General features: G+C 30.8%; 16 protein-coding genes. 13 read left to right on the forward strand and 3 right to left on the reverse strand.

Annotated elements, in window-relative coordinates; translation table 11 throughout:
* Positions 1-3: 3 nt before the first annotated feature.
* The 13 genes from rpoC (at position 4) to BLA33_RS02430 (ending at position 15,747) form a co-directional block, all read left to right on the forward strand.
* On the forward strand, positions 4-4,137 hold the full coding sequence (gene rpoC / locus BLA33_RS02370; RefSeq protein WP_029346785.1) for a DNA-directed RNA polymerase subunit beta': 4,134 nt from the start codon (positions 4-6) through the stop codon (positions 4,135-4,137).
* Positions 4,138-4,202: 65 nt separating this feature from the next.
* A complete protein-coding gene (gene rpsL / locus BLA33_RS02375; protein ID WP_002656492.1) occupies positions 4,203-4,577 on the forward strand; it encodes a 30S ribosomal protein S12 in 375 nt (124 codons plus the stop codon).
* A gap of 24 nt (positions 4,578-4,601) precedes the next feature.
* Entirely contained in the window at positions 4,602-5,075 is a 474-nt protein-coding gene (gene rpsG / locus BLA33_RS02380) for a 30S ribosomal protein S7 (protein ID WP_004793121.1), read from the forward strand.
* Positions 5,076-5,171: 96 nt separating this feature from the next.
* Positions 5,172-6,197, forward strand: a complete 1,026-nt coding sequence (bmpD, locus tag BLA33_RS02385) for a nucleoside ABC transporter substrate-binding protein BmpD (RefSeq protein ID WP_029346784.1) — start codon at positions 5,172-5,174, stop codon at positions 6,195-6,197.
* Positions 6,198-6,520: 323 nt separating this feature from the next.
* Positions 6,521-7,582, forward strand: coding sequence for a nucleoside ABC transporter substrate-binding protein BmpC (gene bmpC, locus BLA33_RS02390; RefSeq protein ID WP_029346783.1), 1,062 nt, complete (start codon positions 6,521-6,523; stop codon positions 7,580-7,582).
* 40 nt (positions 7,583-7,622) lie between these two features.
* Positions 7,623-8,636 (forward strand): nucleoside ABC transporter substrate-binding protein BmpA, encoded by a 1,014-nt coding sequence (gene bmpA / locus BLA33_RS02395; RefSeq protein ID WP_075226577.1) that lies wholly within the window; start codon positions 7,623-7,625, stop codon positions 8,634-8,636.
* Between the two features lie 189 nt (positions 8,637-8,825).
* Positions 8,826-9,458 (forward strand): BMP family ABC transporter substrate-binding protein, encoded by a 633-nt coding sequence (locus BLA33_RS02400; protein ID WP_269466391.1) that lies wholly within the window; start codon positions 8,826-8,828, stop codon positions 9,456-9,458.
* 40 nt (positions 9,459-9,498) lie between these two features.
* Positions 9,499-10,512 carry a nucleoside ABC transporter substrate-binding protein BmpA gene (bmpA, locus tag BLA33_RS02405; protein WP_075226392.1) on the forward strand — a complete coding sequence of 338 codons (1,014 nt, stop codon included), beginning with the start codon at positions 9,499-9,501 and terminating at the stop codon, positions 10,510-10,512.
* Positions 10,513-10,608: 96 nt separating this feature from the next.
* Entirely contained in the window at positions 10,609-11,634 is a 1,026-nt protein-coding gene (bmpB, locus tag BLA33_RS02410) for a nucleoside ABC transporter substrate-binding protein BmpB (protein WP_029346537.1), read from the forward strand.
* 112 nt (positions 11,635-11,746) lie between these two features.
* On the forward strand, positions 11,747-13,171 hold the full coding sequence (locus BLA33_RS02415; RefSeq protein WP_075226393.1) for an MGH1-like glycoside hydrolase domain-containing protein: 1,425 nt from the start codon (positions 11,747-11,749) through the stop codon (positions 13,169-13,171).
* A gap of 54 nt (positions 13,172-13,225) precedes the next feature.
* Entirely contained in the window at positions 13,226-14,590 is a 1,365-nt protein-coding gene (gene mgtE / locus BLA33_RS02420; RefSeq protein ID WP_004793089.1) for a magnesium transporter, read from the forward strand.
* 48 nt (positions 14,591-14,638) lie between these two features.
* A complete protein-coding gene (locus tag BLA33_RS02425; protein ID WP_029346538.1) occupies positions 14,639-15,058 on the forward strand; it encodes an HIT family protein in 420 nt (139 codons plus the stop codon).
* 26 nt (positions 15,059-15,084) lie between these two features.
* Positions 15,085-15,747 carry a hypothetical protein gene (locus tag BLA33_RS02430; protein ID WP_029346539.1) on the forward strand — a complete coding sequence of 221 codons (663 nt, stop codon included), beginning with the start codon at positions 15,085-15,087 and terminating at the stop codon, positions 15,745-15,747.
* Positions 15,748-15,757: 10 nt separating this feature from the next.
* Here BLA33_RS02430 and BLA33_RS02435 read toward each other — a convergent pair whose 3' ends face one another.
* The 3 genes from BLA33_RS02435 to BLA33_RS02445 are packed head-to-tail and all read right to left on the reverse strand — an operon-like array spanning position 15,758 to position 18,116.
* Positions 15,758-16,231: an S-ribosylhomocysteine lyase gene (locus BLA33_RS02435; RefSeq protein ID WP_004791844.1), complete on the reverse strand. Its 474-nt coding sequence runs from the start codon at positions 16,229-16,231 to the stop codon at positions 15,758-15,760.
* Positions 16,228-17,406 carry a methionine adenosyltransferase gene (gene metK, locus BLA33_RS02440; protein ID WP_075226394.1) on the reverse strand — a complete coding sequence of 393 codons (1,179 nt, stop codon included), beginning with the start codon at positions 17,404-17,406 and terminating at the stop codon, positions 16,228-16,230. Before metK ends, BLA33_RS02435 begins: the two co-directional genes overlap by 4 nt.
* Positions 17,403-18,116, reverse strand: coding sequence for a 5'-methylthioadenosine/adenosylhomocysteine nucleosidase (locus BLA33_RS02445; RefSeq protein WP_029346540.1), 714 nt, complete (start codon positions 18,114-18,116; stop codon positions 17,403-17,405). Before BLA33_RS02445 ends, metK begins: the two co-directional genes overlap by 4 nt.
* Positions 18,117-18,137: the final 21 nt, after the last annotated feature.

Here is an 18,137-nt window from a genome sequence, read left to right on the forward strand (position 1 = left end):
TTTATGAAAGAGATAAAAGATTTTGAAAAAATAAAAATTAAAATAGCATCTCCTGATCAAATTAGAAATTGGTCTTACGGAGAGGTTAAAAAGTCCGAGACTATTAATTATAGAACCTTAAGACCCGAGAAGGATGGGCTTTTTTGTGAAAGGATTTTTGGCACTACAAAAGAATGGGAATGTTATTGCGGTAAATTTAAATCAATTAGATATAAAGGTATTATTTGTGATCGTTGTAATGTAGAAGTTACCCATTTTAAGGTGAGACGTGAAAGAATGGGACATATTGAGCTAGCAGCTCCAGTTGCCCATATTTGGTATTACAAATATATACCCTCTAGGATTGGTCTTTTGCTTGACATTACAGCATCTAGTTTAAATTCTATTCTTTATTATGAAAAATATGTAGTAATTGAACCGGGTGATACTGATCTTAAAAAAATGCAACTTTTAAATGAAGATGAGTACATAGAAGCTAGAGAGCGATATGGAATGTCTTTTAATGCTTCGATGGGAGCTGAAGCTATTAAAACTCTTCTTGAAAATCTTGATCTTGATGAACTTTCATCTAAGCTTAGGATTCAAATGATAGATAAAGATGATAAAACTGATAAGAAACTTTTAAGACGTCTTGAAATTATTGAAAATTTTAAAATTTCTGGGAATAAGCCAGAATGGATGATTATGGAGGTTCTTCCTGTTATTCCTCCAGAGATTAGGCCAATGGTTCAGCTTGATGGAGGGCGCTTTGCAACATCTGATCTTAATGATCTTTACAGAAGAGTTATAAATAGGAATAATCGTTTAAGGAAGTTACTTCTTCTTAATGCGCCAGAGATTATTGTGAGAAATGAAAAAAGAATGCTTCAAGAATCGGTAGATTCTCTTTTTGATAATTCTCATAAAAGAAAGGTTGTCAAAGGCTCATCTAGTAGACCTCTTAAGTCGCTTTCCGATGCTTTAAAAGGTAAACAGGGAAGGTTTAGGCAAAATCTTCTTGGGAAAAGAGTAGATTATTCTGGTCGTTCTGTTATTGTTGTTGGACCTGAGTTAAAGCTGCATCAATGTGGACTACCTGCAAAAATGGCTCTTGAGCTGTTTAAGCCTTTTGTGATAAGAAGATTAATTGAGAGTGAGGCTGTTTTTAATATTAAAAGAGCAAAGAATTTAATCGAACAAGAAGTGGACGAGGTATGGCAAATTTTAGATCTTGTTATAAAAGAGCATCCCATTCTTTTAAATAGGGCGCCTACTCTTCATAGACTTGGAATTCAAGCTTTTGAGCCTGTGTTAGTTGAGGGTAAGGCAATAAAATTACATCCTCTTGTTTGTCATGCGTATAATGCTGATTTTGATGGTGATCAAATGGCAGTGCATGTCCCCCTTACTCCATCAGCACAAGCTGAAAGTTGGGCTTTAATGCTTTCAACAAACAATCTTTTAAATCCCGCAAACGGGCATCCTATTGTTTTTCCATCTCAAGATATTGTTTTAGGTCTTTATTATTTAACGATGGAAAAAAAGAATACTGTTGGGGAAGGTAAAAAGTTTTTAAACTTTAGCAACGTTATTCTCGCTATAAATAATAGAAGTCTAGATTACAATGCTTCTATTTATGTAAAAATTGATGGCGAATACAAAAAAACTACAGCCGGTAGGGTTATATTTAACGAGGCTTTGCCCAATGGAATTGAATTCGTAAATAAAACTCTTAGTGATTTGGAACTACAAATTTTAATATCAAAAGTTTATGTAGTTCATGGTTCTTCTACTGTAATTGAAATGCTTGACATTATCAAGGAGCTTGGCTTTAAGTATGCCACTAAGTTTGGGTGCACAATTAGTATGAGCGATATTATTGTTCCTAATGAAAAGAAAACTTATATAGACAGGGCTAATAAAGAGATTGCTAAAATTCAAAATGATTATGCCAAAGGTGTTATTACTGGTGAAGAGCGCTATAATAATGTAGTTTCTGTTTGGTTAAAGACTAACGAAGAACTTACTAATAAGATGATGGAAATTTTAAAGAAAGACAGAGATGGATTTAATGTTATATATATGATGGCAGATTCTGGTGCTAGGGGTAGTAGAAATCAAATAAGACAGCTTGCTGGTATGCGAGGATTAATGGCAAAAACTTCTGGGGATATTATTGAGCTTCCAATTATTTCTAACTTTAAAGAAGGTCTTTCTGTGATAGAGTTTTTTATATCTACAAATGGAGCTAGAAAAGGTCTAGCAGATACTGCTCTTAAGACAGCTGATGCTGGATATTTAACTCGAAGATTAGTAGACATTGCTCAAGATGTTGTTGTCAGAATAGAAGATTGTGGAACCATAAATGGAATAAAAGTTGAAACTGTCAAAAATGGTGAAGAAATATTAGAATCTTTAAAAGAAAAAGCTGTTGGGAGCTATTCCATTGAAAGAATAAAAAATCCAATTACTGGTGAGATCGTTTTAGATGCAAATGAAGAAATCTCAGAAGCCAAAATAGAATTATTAGAGAAAATTGGTATTGAAAAGCTTGTGATTAGATCTGTTTTAACATGTGAAGCTGAGCATGGTGTTTGTCAAAAATGTTATGGTAGAGACTTCTCAAAGAATAAGCCTGTCAATATTGGCGAGGCTGTAGGAATAATTGCTGCTCAGTCTATAGGTCAACCAGGAACTCAATTGACCATGAGAACTTTTCATATTGGTGGAGTTGCTCAGGCCGGCAGTGAAGATGATAAAATATCTTTAAAGAATGCTTTTATACTTAATAGTATAGAGGGTTTTAATGTTAATGTTGACAATGGAATTCTTTTCACAAGAAAAGGAACTTTAAAAATAATCAATGTTTTTTATGAGGAAAAAATTAAGAACATAAAAGAGATTAAAGTTTCAGATTCTCAAAGAGTAATCAAAGGAATTTCTTTGTTTGTTAATAAAAAGGGTGTAGAGATTCTCTCTTCTTATATTGGTTATGCTAAATTAAGAGACGATAAATTTTTAATAGTATCAGAAGAGCAAGAAGTTGCTTTAAAAGCTGGCACAAAGCTTGAAATAGGGGTTGGTGATTATGTTGAATCAGGTAAAGTTATCGGTACATTTGATCCATTTGCAGAGCCTATTATTGCAGAAGTTAAAGGCAAAATTAAATTTAAGGACATTATTTTAGGGACCACCCTTAAAGAAGAGATTAATACTGAAACAGGAAATGTTGAGAAAAGAATTACAGATAATGTTTTTGAATCTCTTGATCCTAGGATTTTTATTATTGATAGTAGTGGTATGGAGGTTGCATCTTATGTATTACCAGGAGATGCTTATCTTCAAGTTGAAGATGGTCAAAATATTAATATAGGAGATGTTATTGCAAAACTTTCTAAAGGCTCTGAAAAAACTCAAGATATTACAGGGGGATTGCCTCGTGTTAATGATCTTTTTGAAACAAGAATTCCTAAGAATTTAACTGAAATGGCTAAAGTAAGTGGAATTGTGCAATTTAAATCAATTCAAAAAGGTAAAAGACTTATTAATATTTTAGATGAGTATGGGGTTGAACATAAACATTATATTCCAGCCGGTAAGCATCTTTTGGTTAGAGATGGAGATGTTGTTAAAGCAGGCGATATGCTTTGTGATGGCAGAATTAATCCTCATGATGTGCTTGAAATTTTAGGCGGGATTAGTTTGCAAGAGTTTCTGTTGGCAGAAATTCAGGATGTTTATCGAAAGCAGGGTGTTAGCATTAATGACAAACATATTGGTGTGATAATTAAACAAATGATGAAAAAGGTTAAGATTGTAGCAGTTGGTGATACCAATTTTGTTTATGGACAAAAGGTAGATAAGCATACTTTTTATGAGCAAAATAGAAAAGTAATCGAACAAGGTGGTGAGCCAGCAATAGCAAGTCCTATTCTTATAGGAGTAACTAAGACGTCTCTTAATATAGATTCTTTTATTTCTGCAGCTTCTTTCCAGGAAACAACGAAAGTATTAACAGATGCTTCTATTGCTGGAAAAATAGATGATCTTAGGGGATTAAAGGAAAATGTTGTAATTGGGCATTTAATTCCTACTGGAACCGGTATGGGACTTTATAAAAAAATTAAAGTTAGTGAAAATATCGATGCTAAGGTTTAACTTGAAAATAAGTGATATATTTGCTACCATTTTATTAATAATTTCTAAAAGGAGAGCGTTGATAAATGCCTACAATTAATCAGTTAATTAGAAAGCCTAGAAAAAGTCAAACGGAGAAGACCGCATCTCCTGCGCTTCAAAATTGTCCTCAAAGAAGGGGAATTTGTACGCGTGTAATGACTGTAACTCCTAAAAAGCCTAATTCAGCTTTAAGAAAAGTAGCTCGTGTTAGACTTTCAAATGGATTTGAAGTAACAGCATATATTCCGGGAATTGGCCATAATTTGCAAGAGCATTCTGTGGTTCTTATTAGAGGTGGTCGAGTTAAAGATTTGCCTGGAGTAAGATACCATATTGTTAGAGGAGCCAAGGATACTCTCGGTGTTAATAATAGAAAAAAGGGTAGATCTAAGTATGGAACAAAAAAGCCTAAAGCTTAACTGAAAGGTGGATTAATATTAAATATGTCAAGAAAAAATAAAAAAATCAAAAAGAAAATTTTCATTGATACCAGGTATAATTCTAGAGTTGTTGCAAAGTTTGCAAACAGAATGATGTATGATGGAAAAAAATCAATAAGCGAGAGCATACTTTATAGTTCGATTGATTTGCTTGCTGATAAGCTTGAAGATAGTGATAAAATGGCTGTTTTTTATAAAGCTTTAGATAATATTAAGCCATTAGTAGAAGTAAGAAGTAGACGAGTAGGTGGCGCTACATATCAAGTTCCTGTTGAAGTTAGAGAAGAGAGAAGAGAAGCTTTAGCTATGAAGTGGATTATTTTTGCTGCTAGAAAGTCTAGTGGTAGATCCATGAAGGAAAAGTTGTCAAACGAACTTTTAAATGCATATAATTCTACTGGAGCTGCTTTTAAGAAGAAAGAAGATACTCATAGAATGGCTGAGGCAAATAAAGCTTTTACTCATTATAGATGGTAAAAAGACACCCTTCAAGGTGTCTTTTTTTGTTTATATGTTATGGTATACTAAGGGTTATTTTTTATATTTATTTTATTAAAAGTAAGGGGGTATTTTGTGTTAAATAAAGTTTATTGCTTTATTATTTTTTTATTTATTATTGCTTGTTCTGGTTATGATGATGATAAGTCAGAGTCAAAAACAGTTTCGCTTATAGTTGATGGCGCTTTTGATGATAAAGGATTTAATGAAAGTTCTTCTAAGGCGATAAAAAAATTAAAGACAGATTTTAATATTAATATAATTGAAAAAGCATCTACGGGTAATTCTCATTTAGGAGATATTGCGACTCTGGAAGATGGTAATTCAAATTTGATTTGGGGAATTGGATTTAGATTGTCTGACGTTCTTTTGCAAAGAGCCAGCGAGAATGTTTCTATTAATTATGCAATCATGGAGGGTGTTTATAATGAAATTCAAATGCCCAAAAATCTTCTTAATATTAGTTTTAGATCTGAAGAGGTGGCTTTTTTAGCTGGATATTTTGCTTCAAAGGCTTCTAAAACGGGTAAAATTGGATTTATTGGAGGAGTGAAGGGAAAAGTTTTAGAATCTTTTATGTATGGATACGAAGCTGGTGCTAAGTATGCAAATTCTACTATTGAAGTGATCTCTCAATATGTCGGCACATTTGGGGACTTCGGACTTGGTCGCTCAACAGCATCTAATATGTATCGAGATGGGGTTGATATTATATTTGCAGCTGCAGGACTTTCTGGTATAGGAGTAATTGAGGCTGCAAAAGAACTGGGACCCGATCATTATATTATTGGAGTCGATCAAGATCAATCATATCTTGCTCCTAATAATGTTCTTGTTTCTGCTGTAAAGAAAGTTGATTCATTGATGTATAGTTTAACAAAAAAGTATTTAGAAACTGGAACTTGGGATGGGGGGAAAAACATATTTTTTGGGCTTAAAGAAGATGGACTTGGTTTAGTTTTAAATGAAAACTTAAAATCAAATTATTCTGAAATTTATAACAAATCATTGGAAATTGGGCAAAATATAATGGAAGGTATAATAAAAGTGCCTTATGACAAGGCATCTTATGATAACTTTGTTTTGCAAATAGCAAATTAACTTGATTTTTATGGAGTTGGCCTTTGAAAAATGTTTTTAGTTTTTTGAAGAGATTTTAAAGAGTTTTTTAATTGTTGTAAGTTTAATTTAGATTAATCTTGCAAAAGGGTTTAAATTTAGATATTATGGTGATGTAGGAAAAATAATTTTTCTTATCACCATGTTTTTATTAATGCTAAAAGTATTTTTTATTTTTAAAAAGGTTTATTGAGATTTTTGTTTTATAAATAAAGAGTACTATTTGTTAGTAAAATAAAGTTAATATTTTAATTTTTAAAAAATTCTAAATTTTTTAAATAAATTTTGTAAGGGGAGGATTAATTTTGTTTAAAAGGTTTGTTTTTATTGTTTTATCTTTATTAGTATTGGCTTGTTTTAAATCTAATAAAAAGTCTGTTAAATCTGACAAAGTTGTTATAGGTGTTTTGGCTAATGGTAGCTTTTATGATAAAGGCTATAATCAAAGTGTTTATGATGGCGTTGTAAAGCTTAAAGATGATTTTGGAATAAAGCTTATAACTAAATCTTTGAGGCCTTACCCCATTGAGGGTAAAAGACTTCTTACTGCTAATGAGGCAATGGCAGAAGATGCTTATGAGGTACAAAAAAATCCTTTAAATCTTTTCTGGTTAGCTGGGCACCAATTTTCCAGTTTATCGGTTAAGCTTTCTTATGAACGACCAGATATTTGTTATGGGATTATAGATGCTTTTGATTATGGTGATATTCGAGTTCCTAAGAATTCCTTGGCTATTAAGTTCAGAAATGAAGAGGCTGCATTTTTAGCTGGATATATTGCTGCCAAGATGAGTAGAAAGGAAAAGATTGGATTTTTAACAGGTCCTGAAAGTGAATATTTGAATGATTTTAAGTTTGGTTTTAAGGCTGGGATTTTTTATGCTAATCCTAAATTAAGATTAGTTTCAAAAAAAGCACCTTCTCGTTTTGATAAAGAGAAAGGTAAAGAAATGGCCAGGTTCATGTATAAAGAGGATAAAGTAGGTGTTATTTTCCCAATAGCAGGTATAACTGGTCTTGGGGTTTATGACGCTGCTAAGGAGCTTGGGCCCAAATATTATGTTATTGGTTTAAATCAAGATCAATCATATATTGCGCCTCAAAATGTTATTACTTCAGTGCTTAAGGATATTGGCAAGGTTATTTATTCTGTTTCATCAGATTATATTAAAAATGGAGTTTTTAAGGGTGGAGTTGTTATTGATCGAGGGTTGAAAGAAGGAGTAATAGAAATTGTTAAGGATCCTGATGTTTTAAATAATAGGTTAGTTAATGAAGTTGTTGAGCTAGAAAATAAAATAATAAGTGGAGAAATTATTGTTCCTGATAGTGAATATGCATTTGATTTATTTAAATCAAAGTTATAAACTACTTAGGTATAACTTTATTTGGGAAGGGGGATATTTTATGCATAAATTATTATTGTTAATTTTGTTTGAATGTATTATTTTTTTATCTTGTAGTAGTAAGGATGGTCTTGATAGTGGAATTCCCAAGGTATCTGTAATAGTTAATGGAACTTTTGATGACAAATCTTTTAATGAGAGTGCTTTAAATGGCATAAAAAAAGTTAAAGAGGAATTTAAGATTGAGCTTGTTTTAAAAGAATCTTCAACAAATTCTTATTTATCTGATCTTGAAGGGCTTAAAGATGCAGGTTCAAATTTAATTTGGCTTATTGGATATAGATTTAGTGATGTGGCCAAGGCTGTTTCTTTGCAGAATTCCGAGATTAAATACGCAATTATTGATCCTGTTTATTCTGAGGAACCTATTCCTGCAAATTTAGTAGGCATGACTTTTAGAGCTCAAGAAGGTGCGTTTTTAACGGGCTATATTGCTGCAAAAGTTTCTAAAACCGGTAAAATTGGATTTTTAGGGGGAATAGAGGGTAAAATAGTAGATGCTTTCAGGTATGGGTATGAGGCTGGTGCTAAGTATGCCAATAAAGATATAAAGATATCTGCTCATTATATTGGTAGTTTTGATGACGTTGAAGCTGGTAGAAGCGTTGCAACTAAAATGTATTCTGATGGGATAGATATTATTCATCATGCTGCAGGTCTTGGGGGAATTGGGGCTATTGAGGTTGCCAAAGAACTTGGTTCTGGACATTATATTATTGGAGTTGATGAGGATCAATCATATCTTGCTCCCAATAATGTAATCACATCTGCAACTAAAGATGTTGGAAGATCTTTAAATATTTTTACATCTAACTATTTAAAAACTAATACTTTCGAAGGTGGAAGGTTAATAAATTATGGCCTTAAAGAAGGAGTTGTAGGATTTGTAAAAAATCCTAAGATGATTCCATTTGAACTTGAAAAAGAAATTGATAACCTTTCTAGCAAAATAATCAATCAAGAAATTATTGTTCCATATAATAAAGAAAGTTATGAAAAATTTCTTAAAGAATGAATCTATTTGAATAGAGAGTCAATTTATATGTTTTATTTTTAAGTATAAAAAACATATTGGTTTTGTTTAAATGATGGAAATGTAGAAGCGTTCTATATTAGAATTGTAATTTTTATATTCGATATTTTATTGACTTCTTGCTTCAGTAGGAATAAAATAGAATCTGGCTCAAGTAGAATTAAGATATTCATGTTGGTAGATGGTGTTCTTGATGACAAATCTTTTAATTCTAGTGCCAATAGGGCTTTATTGCGTTTAGAGGAAGATTTTCCAGAAAATATTGAAAAAGTTTTTTCTAGTGCTGCCTCTGGGGTTTATTCTAGTTATGTTTCAGATCTTGATAATTTAAAAATGAATGGTTCAGACTTGATTTGGCTTGTAGAGTATATGCTTATGGGCGCTTCTTTATCGGTTTTATTAGAGAATCCAAAAATTAGCTATGGAATAATAGGTCCTGCTTATATCGATGATGTTCGGATTCCTAAAAATTTGATTGGTGTTGTTTTTAGAATAGAGCAAGGCGCTTTTTTAGCTTTCTATATTGCAGCTAAAAAAAGCGTTTCTGGGAAAATAGGTTTTATAGGGAAAGTTAAGGGTGATATAGTAGATGCATTATATTTGGTTGCTAGCGAATATCTTAAAAATAATAATACTTGGGAAGGTGGAAAAATTATTCAAATGGGATTAAGAGATGGTGTTATTGGCTTATCTAATGCGAATAAATTTGAATACATAAAAGTCATTGAAAGAAAAATAGTTAATGAAGAGATTATTGTTTCTGATAGTGAATATGCATTTGATTTATTTAAATCAAAGTTATAAACTACTTAGGTATAATTTTATTTAGGGAGGTGAATAGTTTATGCATAAATTATTATTTTTAATTTTATTTGAATGTATTATTTTTTTATCTTGTAGTGCTAAGGATAGTCTTGAGAGTGGAATTCCCAAGGTATCTTTAATAATTGATGGAACTTTTGATGACAAATCTTTTAATGAGAGTGCTTTAAATGGCATAAAAAAAGTTAAAGAGGAATTTAAGATTGAGCTTGTTTTAAAAGAATCTTCAACAAACTCTTATTTATCTGATCTTGAAGGACTTAAAGATGCAGGTTCAAATTTAATTTGGCTTATTGGATATAAATTTGGTGATGTAGCCAAGGCTGTTTCTTTGCAGAATCCCGAGATGAAATATGCAATTATTGATCCTGTTTATTCTGACGAACCTATTCCTGCAAATTTAGTAGGTATGACTTTTAGATCCCAAGAAGGTGCGTTTTTAACAGGCTATATTGCTGCAAAAGTTTCTAAGACAGGTAAAATTGGATTTTTAGGGGGAATAGCGGGTGAAATAGTAGATGCTTTCAGGTATGGGTATGAGGCTGGTGCTAAGTATGCCAATAAAGATATAAAGATATCTACTCATTATATTGGCAGTTTTGCTGACCTTGAAGCCGGTAGAAGTGTTGCAACTAAAATGTATTCTGATGGGATAGATATTATTCATCATGCTGCAGGTCTTGGGGGAATTGGAGCTATTGAGGTTGCAAAAGAACTTGGTTCTGGGCATTATATTATTGGAGTTGATGAGGATCAATCATATCTTGCTCCCAGTAATGTAATCACATCTTCAACTAAAGATGTTGGGAGAGCTTTAAATATTTTTACATCTAACTATTTAAAAACTAATACTTTCGAAGGTGGAAGGTTAATAAATTATGGCCTTAAAGAAGGAGTTGTAGGATTTGTAAGAAATCCTAAGATTATTCCATTTGAACTTGAAAAAGAAATTGATAACATTTCTAGCAAAATAATCAATCAAGAAATTATTGTTCCATATAATAAAGAAAGTTATGAAAAATTTCTTAAAGAATGAATTTATTTAAATAAAGGATCAATTTATATGTTTTGTTTTTAAGTATAAAAAACACATTGGTTTTGTTTAAATGATGGAAATGGAGAAGCGTTTTATATGAGGATTGTAATTTTTATATTCGGAATTTTATTGACTTCTTGCTTAGGTAGGAATGAAATAGAATCTGGCCCAGATAAAATTAAGATATCTATGTTGGTAGATGGTGTTCTTGATGATAAATCTTTTAATTCTAGTGCCAATAGGGCTTTATTGCGTTTAGAAGAAGATTTTCCAGAAAATATTGAAAAAGTTTTTTCTAGTGCTGCCTCTGGGGTTTATTCTAGTTATGTTTCAGATCTTGATAATTTAAAAATGAATGGTTCAGACTTGATTTGGCTTGTAGGGTATATGCTTACGGATGCTTCTTTATCGGTTTCATTAGAGAATCCAAAAATTAGTTATGGAATAATAGATCCTGTTTATAGCGATGATGTTCGGATTCCTAAAAATTTGATTGGTGTTGTTTTTAGAATAGAGCAAGGCGCTTTTTTAGCTGGCTATATTGCAGCTAAAAAAAGCGTTTCTAGGAAAATAGGTTTTATAGGGGGAGTTAAGGGTGATATAGTAGATGCATTTCGTTATGGCTATGAAGCTGGTGCAAAGTATGCTGATAAAGGCATAGAGATTGTAAGTGAATACTCCAATTCTTTTTCTGATGTTAATATTGGTAGAGCCATAGCTAATAAAATGTATTCTAAAGGTATAGATATAATTCATTTTGCAGCCGGTTTATCAGGAATTGGTGTTATTGAGGCAGCAAAAGAACTTGGTGATGGTTACTATGTTATTGGGGCTGATCAAGATCAGTCCCATCTTGCTCCTAGGAATTTTATTACTTCTGTTCTAAAAAACGTTGGGGATGCATTATATCTGGTTACTAGCGAATATCTTAAAAATAATAATACTTGGGAAGGTGGAAAAATTATTCAAATGGGATTAAGAGATGGTGTTGTTGGCTTATCTAATGCGAATAAATTTGAATACATAAAAGTCATTGAAAGAAAAATAGTTAATGAAGAGATTATTGTTCCTTATAATTATGAAGGATATGAAATTTTTATAAAACAAATATTAAAGTTATAGACTTTTTAGATAAAAAGATTTTAATTTTCTAGTTTTTAATTTTTTAATTATGTTGGATTTATTGTGTTATAATAAATAGAAGTACATTTCTATTGTTTTAGAGGATTTTGCATTGAATAAAAAAATGTTTCCTAAAATTTACTATTATGATCAAGACTTTATTGATATTTATAATAAAAGTTTATCCTGGATTCAAGACAAGGTTATTTTACAAAAAGTTGCTGATAAGGGTAAAAAAGATAAAAATTATTATTCGGAGAATTGTAATTATATAGATCAGATGCAAGCTTGTATGGCAAGCTTTTTTCTTGTTTATAGTAATGGGGAATATTCATCTACATCTGCAATTGATAAATTTTATCAACTACAGGAAGAATCTGGCGCAATCAGGGCTAGATATGATAATAACAATGCTATTATTGATCTTGATGAGAATGAAGAGAATATTGGATTCCCTATTTTTGCATGGGCTGAATATAATTTATATCATAAAACAGGAAATAAAAAGAGAATTTCTGAAGTTTTGCCAATTCTTGACAAGTATTATAAGTGGATAGAGAGCAAATTTTTAAAGGAAAATGGTCTTTATTCAATTGATGTAAATAAAATTTTTTATAAAAACTCTCCAAGAGCGGGTGCATACTATCCTATAGATTTTAATTCATTACAAGTTCATAGTGCATATTGTATTTCTAAATTAGCAGATATTTTAAATGATAAAAATTTATCACTTGAATACAAAAAACGTTTTTTTTCTCTTAAGGTTAAAATTAATTCTTTAATGTGGAGTGAAAAAGATGGATTTTATTATGATCTTGATGCTAATGAAAATATTCTTGAAATCAAGACAATAGTAGGGTTTTTTCCAATGCTTTCCGAGATTCCCAGTGAGGACAGAATAGAAAGAATGATTTTTTATTTAAAAAGCACTAATCATTTTGGAACTCCAAATCCTTTTCCAACTCTTTCTGTTAGTGAGCCGGGTTTTAGTGAGGATGGCAATGGATATCATGGATCAGTTTATACCTATATGAATTTTTTTGTGATCAAAGGCCTTGAATATTGTGGTCGTGCAAATATTGCAAGAGAATTTACTATAAGACATTTATATTATATATTAGACACTTTAATGCCGTTTAATAAAATAAAAGGGCATATTTGGGAAGCTTATAAGCCCATGCAAGAAGGACCTGCATATTTTGATTCCAATAAAAAAACTTATACTGAGAAAGACCTTATTTGCTATCTTGCTCTTTTTAGCATTAGTTTAATGATAGAAAATATTATTGGACTTACAATTAGTTTGCCCGATAAAACTGTATATTGGAATATACCCACTCTTGAGATTATGGGGATAGAAAGCTTATCTCTTAAAAAGAATCAAACTACAATAATTTGTAATAAAGGAAAAAGAGGTTGGGAAATAAAAATGGAATCCGAAAAACTTTATTATTTTACAATAAATATATTAAATAAAAAAGAGAAAACCCTTCCTATCCCTTCGGGAAGATGTTCTATGTTGTTAGATAAGCTTTGATGAATTGGATTCATTAAATGTCTTGTAAAATTTAAATTTTTTGGAGGCCTTTTAATGATAGATATTGATGAATTGAGAATTTTTCTTAAAGAAAGGAGTTATTCTAAAATTAGAGAAAAATTTTTAAAGCACGATTCCTTTGATATTGCTGAGGCTCTTAAAAGACTTAATGGATCTGAATTGATTTTACTCTACAGATTTTTGCCCAAAAAAATAGCAGTTGAAACTTTTTCTAATTTTGACCAATCTACAAAAAACAAATTAGCAAATTCTTTTACAAATAAAGAAATAAGTGAAATGATTGATGAACTTAATCTTGATGACGTTATTGACCTTTTAGAAGAGGTTCCTGCAAATGTTGTTCAGAGATTTTTAGCAAGTTCTACAGAAGAGAATAGAGAAATTATTAATAAATTTTTGTCTTACAGTGATGATTCTGCAGGGTCGATTGTAACAATTGAGTATGTTGAACTTAAAGAAGATTTCACCGTTGGTGAAGCTCTTGACTATATTAGAAGGGTAGCTAAAACCAAAGAAGATATTTACACTTATTATATTACAGATGATGAAAAACATTTAAAAGGAGTTATAAAAATTGAAGATTTAATATTAGCTAAAGATGATGTCATTCTGTCATCAATAATGAGAAGTAGTGGGTTTTATATTGTAGGGGTCAATGATGAGAAAGAAGATGTTGCACTTCTTTTCCAAAAATATGATATTACCAGTGTTCCTGTTGTTGACAATGAAGGGAGAATGATAGGTGTTATTATTATTGATGATATTCTAGAGGTTATTCAATCTGTAAATACTGAAGATTTTCAAATGATCGCGGCTGTTAAACCTTTAGATACATCTTATCTTGATACTTCTATTTTAGTTATGACAAAAAATAGGATAATTTGGCTTCTGGTTCTTATGGTATCTTCTACTTTTACAGCGACAATCATTTCAAATTATCAAAATTTAATGCTATCTTTAGTGGTTTTGGCTAGTTTTATTCCCCTTTTAATGGATACTTCAGGTAATGCTGGTTCTCAGGCATCTGCTTTAATAATTCGTGAGCTTGCTCTTGGTACTATTAAGGTAAAAGATTTTTTTAAAGTTTTTTTAAAGGAAATATGTGTTAGTATCCTAGTAGGAGCAATTCTTGCTAGTGTTAATTTTTTAAGAATTATATTTTTTGTAGCTCCGCAGCATGCTGATAAACTGAAAATAGCATTTGTCGTTTCAGCATGCTTGATGGTAAGCTTGACAGTAGCAAAGATATTGGGGGGTCTTTTACCAATTGTTGCTAAAATTTTCAAGTTAGATCCAGCACTTATGGCAGGTCCTTTGATCACTACGATTGCAGATGCTATTACTTTGATAGCTTATTTTAATATAGCAAAATGGGTTTTGGTTAGTTATGCTGTTTAAATCTCATTTAAACATGTTAATTGTTATTTTTTCTAATGGGGTGTTTTAATGTATGATTGCATTTTTTGTAAAATAGTTAACAAAGAGCTTCCTAGTTATAAAGTTTACGAAGACGATTTAGTTTTAGCGTTTTTAGATATTAATCCTTTAACTGTTGGGCATACTCTTGTTATTCCTAAAGAACATAGTGAGAATTTATTGAATATGGATGATAAATTTAACGAGAGAGTTTTAAGAGTGTGTAAAAAAATTTCGAATGCTTTAAAGAGAATAAATTCAAGCATTTATGGTGGAATAAATATTTACTCTTCCTTAGGGGCTGGTGCAGGGCAAGAGGTTTTCCATACCCATTTCCATGTAATCCCAAGATTTAAAAATGATGGTTTTGGTTTTAAGAGAGGCAATAAAATTAATCTTGAAGTTGAAAAATTTAAAGAGCTGTCTATACAACTAAGTATGAATATTTAATTTTATTTTGCCAAAAAGGATTCTTTATGAAAAGAAGCTTTTTTTTATTTTTTGTTTTGATGCTTAATGCATTAAGACTCTATTCAGGAATTCCTGGTTATCTTAATGTGTACAATGGAATTGGTGTTGGTGTTGATAATTTTACTCAAGATTTATTCTTCTATGAAAGACTTAAGTATCAATTTTTCAGCGGACTTGGTATTAATGTTTCTCAAAATTTTGCATTTGGTGGAGAATTTAATTTAGATATTAAATTTTTGCCAAGTAATACTCTTTACACCAAAGAGATTATGTTTATGTTGGACAATCAAGCATATTTGAAGCACTCTCTAAATTATTTCATAGTAAAAGATGTTTCAGTCTCGATGAGAATGTATGGTAATTATTTCTTTTTACCTTATACCCCAATGTTTAGTTTAATCTTTTTTGCAGGTTTAAAATTTTCATACATTGGTGCAAAAGTTTATTTTAGAGATTCAAGTGGTTCGGTATTATTTGATAATATTGTTTTGGGAGTAGACATTGGAGCTAGAATTAATATGGATTTTATTTTTTTGGAATATGCAATTTCTCCAATTTTTTATAACAAGCCGTTACTTTTAAATCAAATGCATAAAATAACTTTAGGCTTTATTTTTCAGCTTGACGTAGCAACAAAAAATGACAGCGAGATACTTTCTATTTTGTAAATTTTATTAACTAGGGATATTTTAAATTTTCTTCTTTAATATTGTTTAATATTTGTAAGTATTTAGAAGATTCATATTTAGCCATATCAAGGTTATGCTCTTTGTAATTTCCGCACTCTTTATGGCTTGCGCCTGGGATGGGCTCTGAAAAATTCACAATTTCGGAAAAAAGCCATGATATTAAGTCAATAAGATCTTTGCTTTCATAGTTTCCAAAAACTATTAAATAAAAACCAGTTCTGCACCCCATGGGACCAAAATATACTATTTTTTCGGCCCAAACTTCATTGTTTCTAAGTAAAGTAGCTCCTATGTGCTCTATTGTATGTATTGCTGCGTTTTCAATTATTGGTTCAATGTTGGGAGCTTTGATTCTAATGTCTATTGTAGTAAATATTACATTTTCAAAGGTATCTTTTCTTGAGACATATATGCCGGGGTTTAATTTTGTATGATCTATTGTAAAGCTTGTTATTTTTTTCATTTTTTTAGCACCGTTTGTATTTTTTTTACAAAATCTAATTTTTCCCATTCAAATTCATTTTTTCCAAAATGACCATAAGTACAAGTTCTAAGATATATGGGTTGTTTTAGTTTTAATTTTTCAATTATACCGTTGGGAGTTAAATCGAAGTTATTGACAATGAAATTTAATATTTTATTTGCATATTTGGGATCATTGATTCCTGAAGTTATTTGAATAGATATTGGATTTTCAATTCCAATTGCATATGCAAGTTGTAGTTCAAATTCTTTAGAAATGCCGGCTGCTACCATATTTTTTGCTATATATCTTGCCATATAGGCGGCTGATCTGTCTACTTTTGTGGCATCTTTGCCGCTATATGCTCCTCCTCCGTGTCTTGCAAATCCTCCATAGCTATCGGCAATAATTTTTCTTCCTGTAAGACCTGTGTCTCCGGTAGGTCCTCCAATTACAAAATTTCCAGAAGGATTAATACAATAAGTAGTATTTTCATCAATTATTGACTTGTCTTGAATGGTGGGCTTAATAATTTCTTCAATTATTGTTTCTCTTATTAGTTTTTGGGAGATATTTGGATGATGTTGGTGAGAGACTATAATATTTTTTATTTTTACAGGCCTTCTATTTTTGTCGTATTCTATAGTAACTTGAGATTTTGAGTCGGGTCTCAACCATTCTATTGCCCCTGATTTTCTAAGATTACTAGCTTTTTTTAAAATTGAATTGGCGAGTTCATAAGGAGCAGGTAAAAAATTTTTTGTTTCATCGCAAGCATATCCAAATATTATTCCCTGATCGCCTGCTCCAAGAACATTAGATCCTTTTTTTTCAATTGCGTTTATAATGTCACGCGACTGATTGCCAATGGCGTCTATTACCGTTATTGATTTGTAATCAAGTCCATAATCAATATTTGTATAGCCTATATCTTTAATGATGTTTTTAGCAATTTCTTTTATATCTAAGGTTTTTTTAACAGGACTATTTATTTCTCCTGCTATTACTACTAAATTTTGTGTAATTATGACTTCGCAAGCTACTTTTGCATTTTTATCTAATTTTAGTATTTCATCAAGGATTGCATCGGAGATTTGATCTGCAATTTTATCTGGATGTCCTTCAGATACAGCCTCAGAAGTTAAAGTTTTGTTAGCTGCTAGTATTTTATTCATATTAGCCTAATAAGTTCCTTTGTCATTTTGCTTGAATTTATTGAAGATGTTTTTAAAAATTTATTAAAATCTATATGGTTGTCTTTATTGTTTGGCAAATCAGAAATTGAACGAATTATTATAAATGGTATTTTGAATATGTATGCCACTTGAGCTATTGCAGCTCCTTCCATATCTACAGCTAAAGCATCTTTGAAATTTTTTTTAATTGTCTCAAGACTTTTTTCATTATCAACGAATCGATCACCTGTTAGTATTAAGCCAATATGGATATCAATGTTTAAAAGCTTATTCTCAGCAATATTTACTACTTTTTTTAATAGCTCTTCATCCGCTTTAAACTTTTGTGGCAAATTAGGGACTTGTCCTATTTTATGTCCAAACTTGGTTAGGTCAAAGTCATAGTATGCTGTTTCTGAGGACACTATGATATCTAATATTTTAAGGTTAGAGTTTTCTTTTATTCCACCAGAACTTCCAGAGTTTATTATATGAGTAATTTTGTATTTAGATATAATTTGACTGCTCCAAGTCGCTGCGTTAACCTTTCCAATTCCTGTAGTTAAAGATATTACATCTTTTCCTAAAATTTTTCCTTTATAAATTTTTTTATTTTCTAAGTAGTCGTTTAATAAGATTTCTTCTCTGTCATCAATCATTTTGTTTATTTCCTCTGCTTCTTCTTGCATAGCTGATATGATTAAAATCATGTTTTTTTCTCCTTTTAAGTG

This window comes from Borreliella garinii (genome assembly GCF_001922545.1).
Classification (GTDB): domain Bacteria; phylum Spirochaetota; class Spirochaetia; order Borreliales; family Borreliaceae; genus Borreliella; species Borreliella garinii.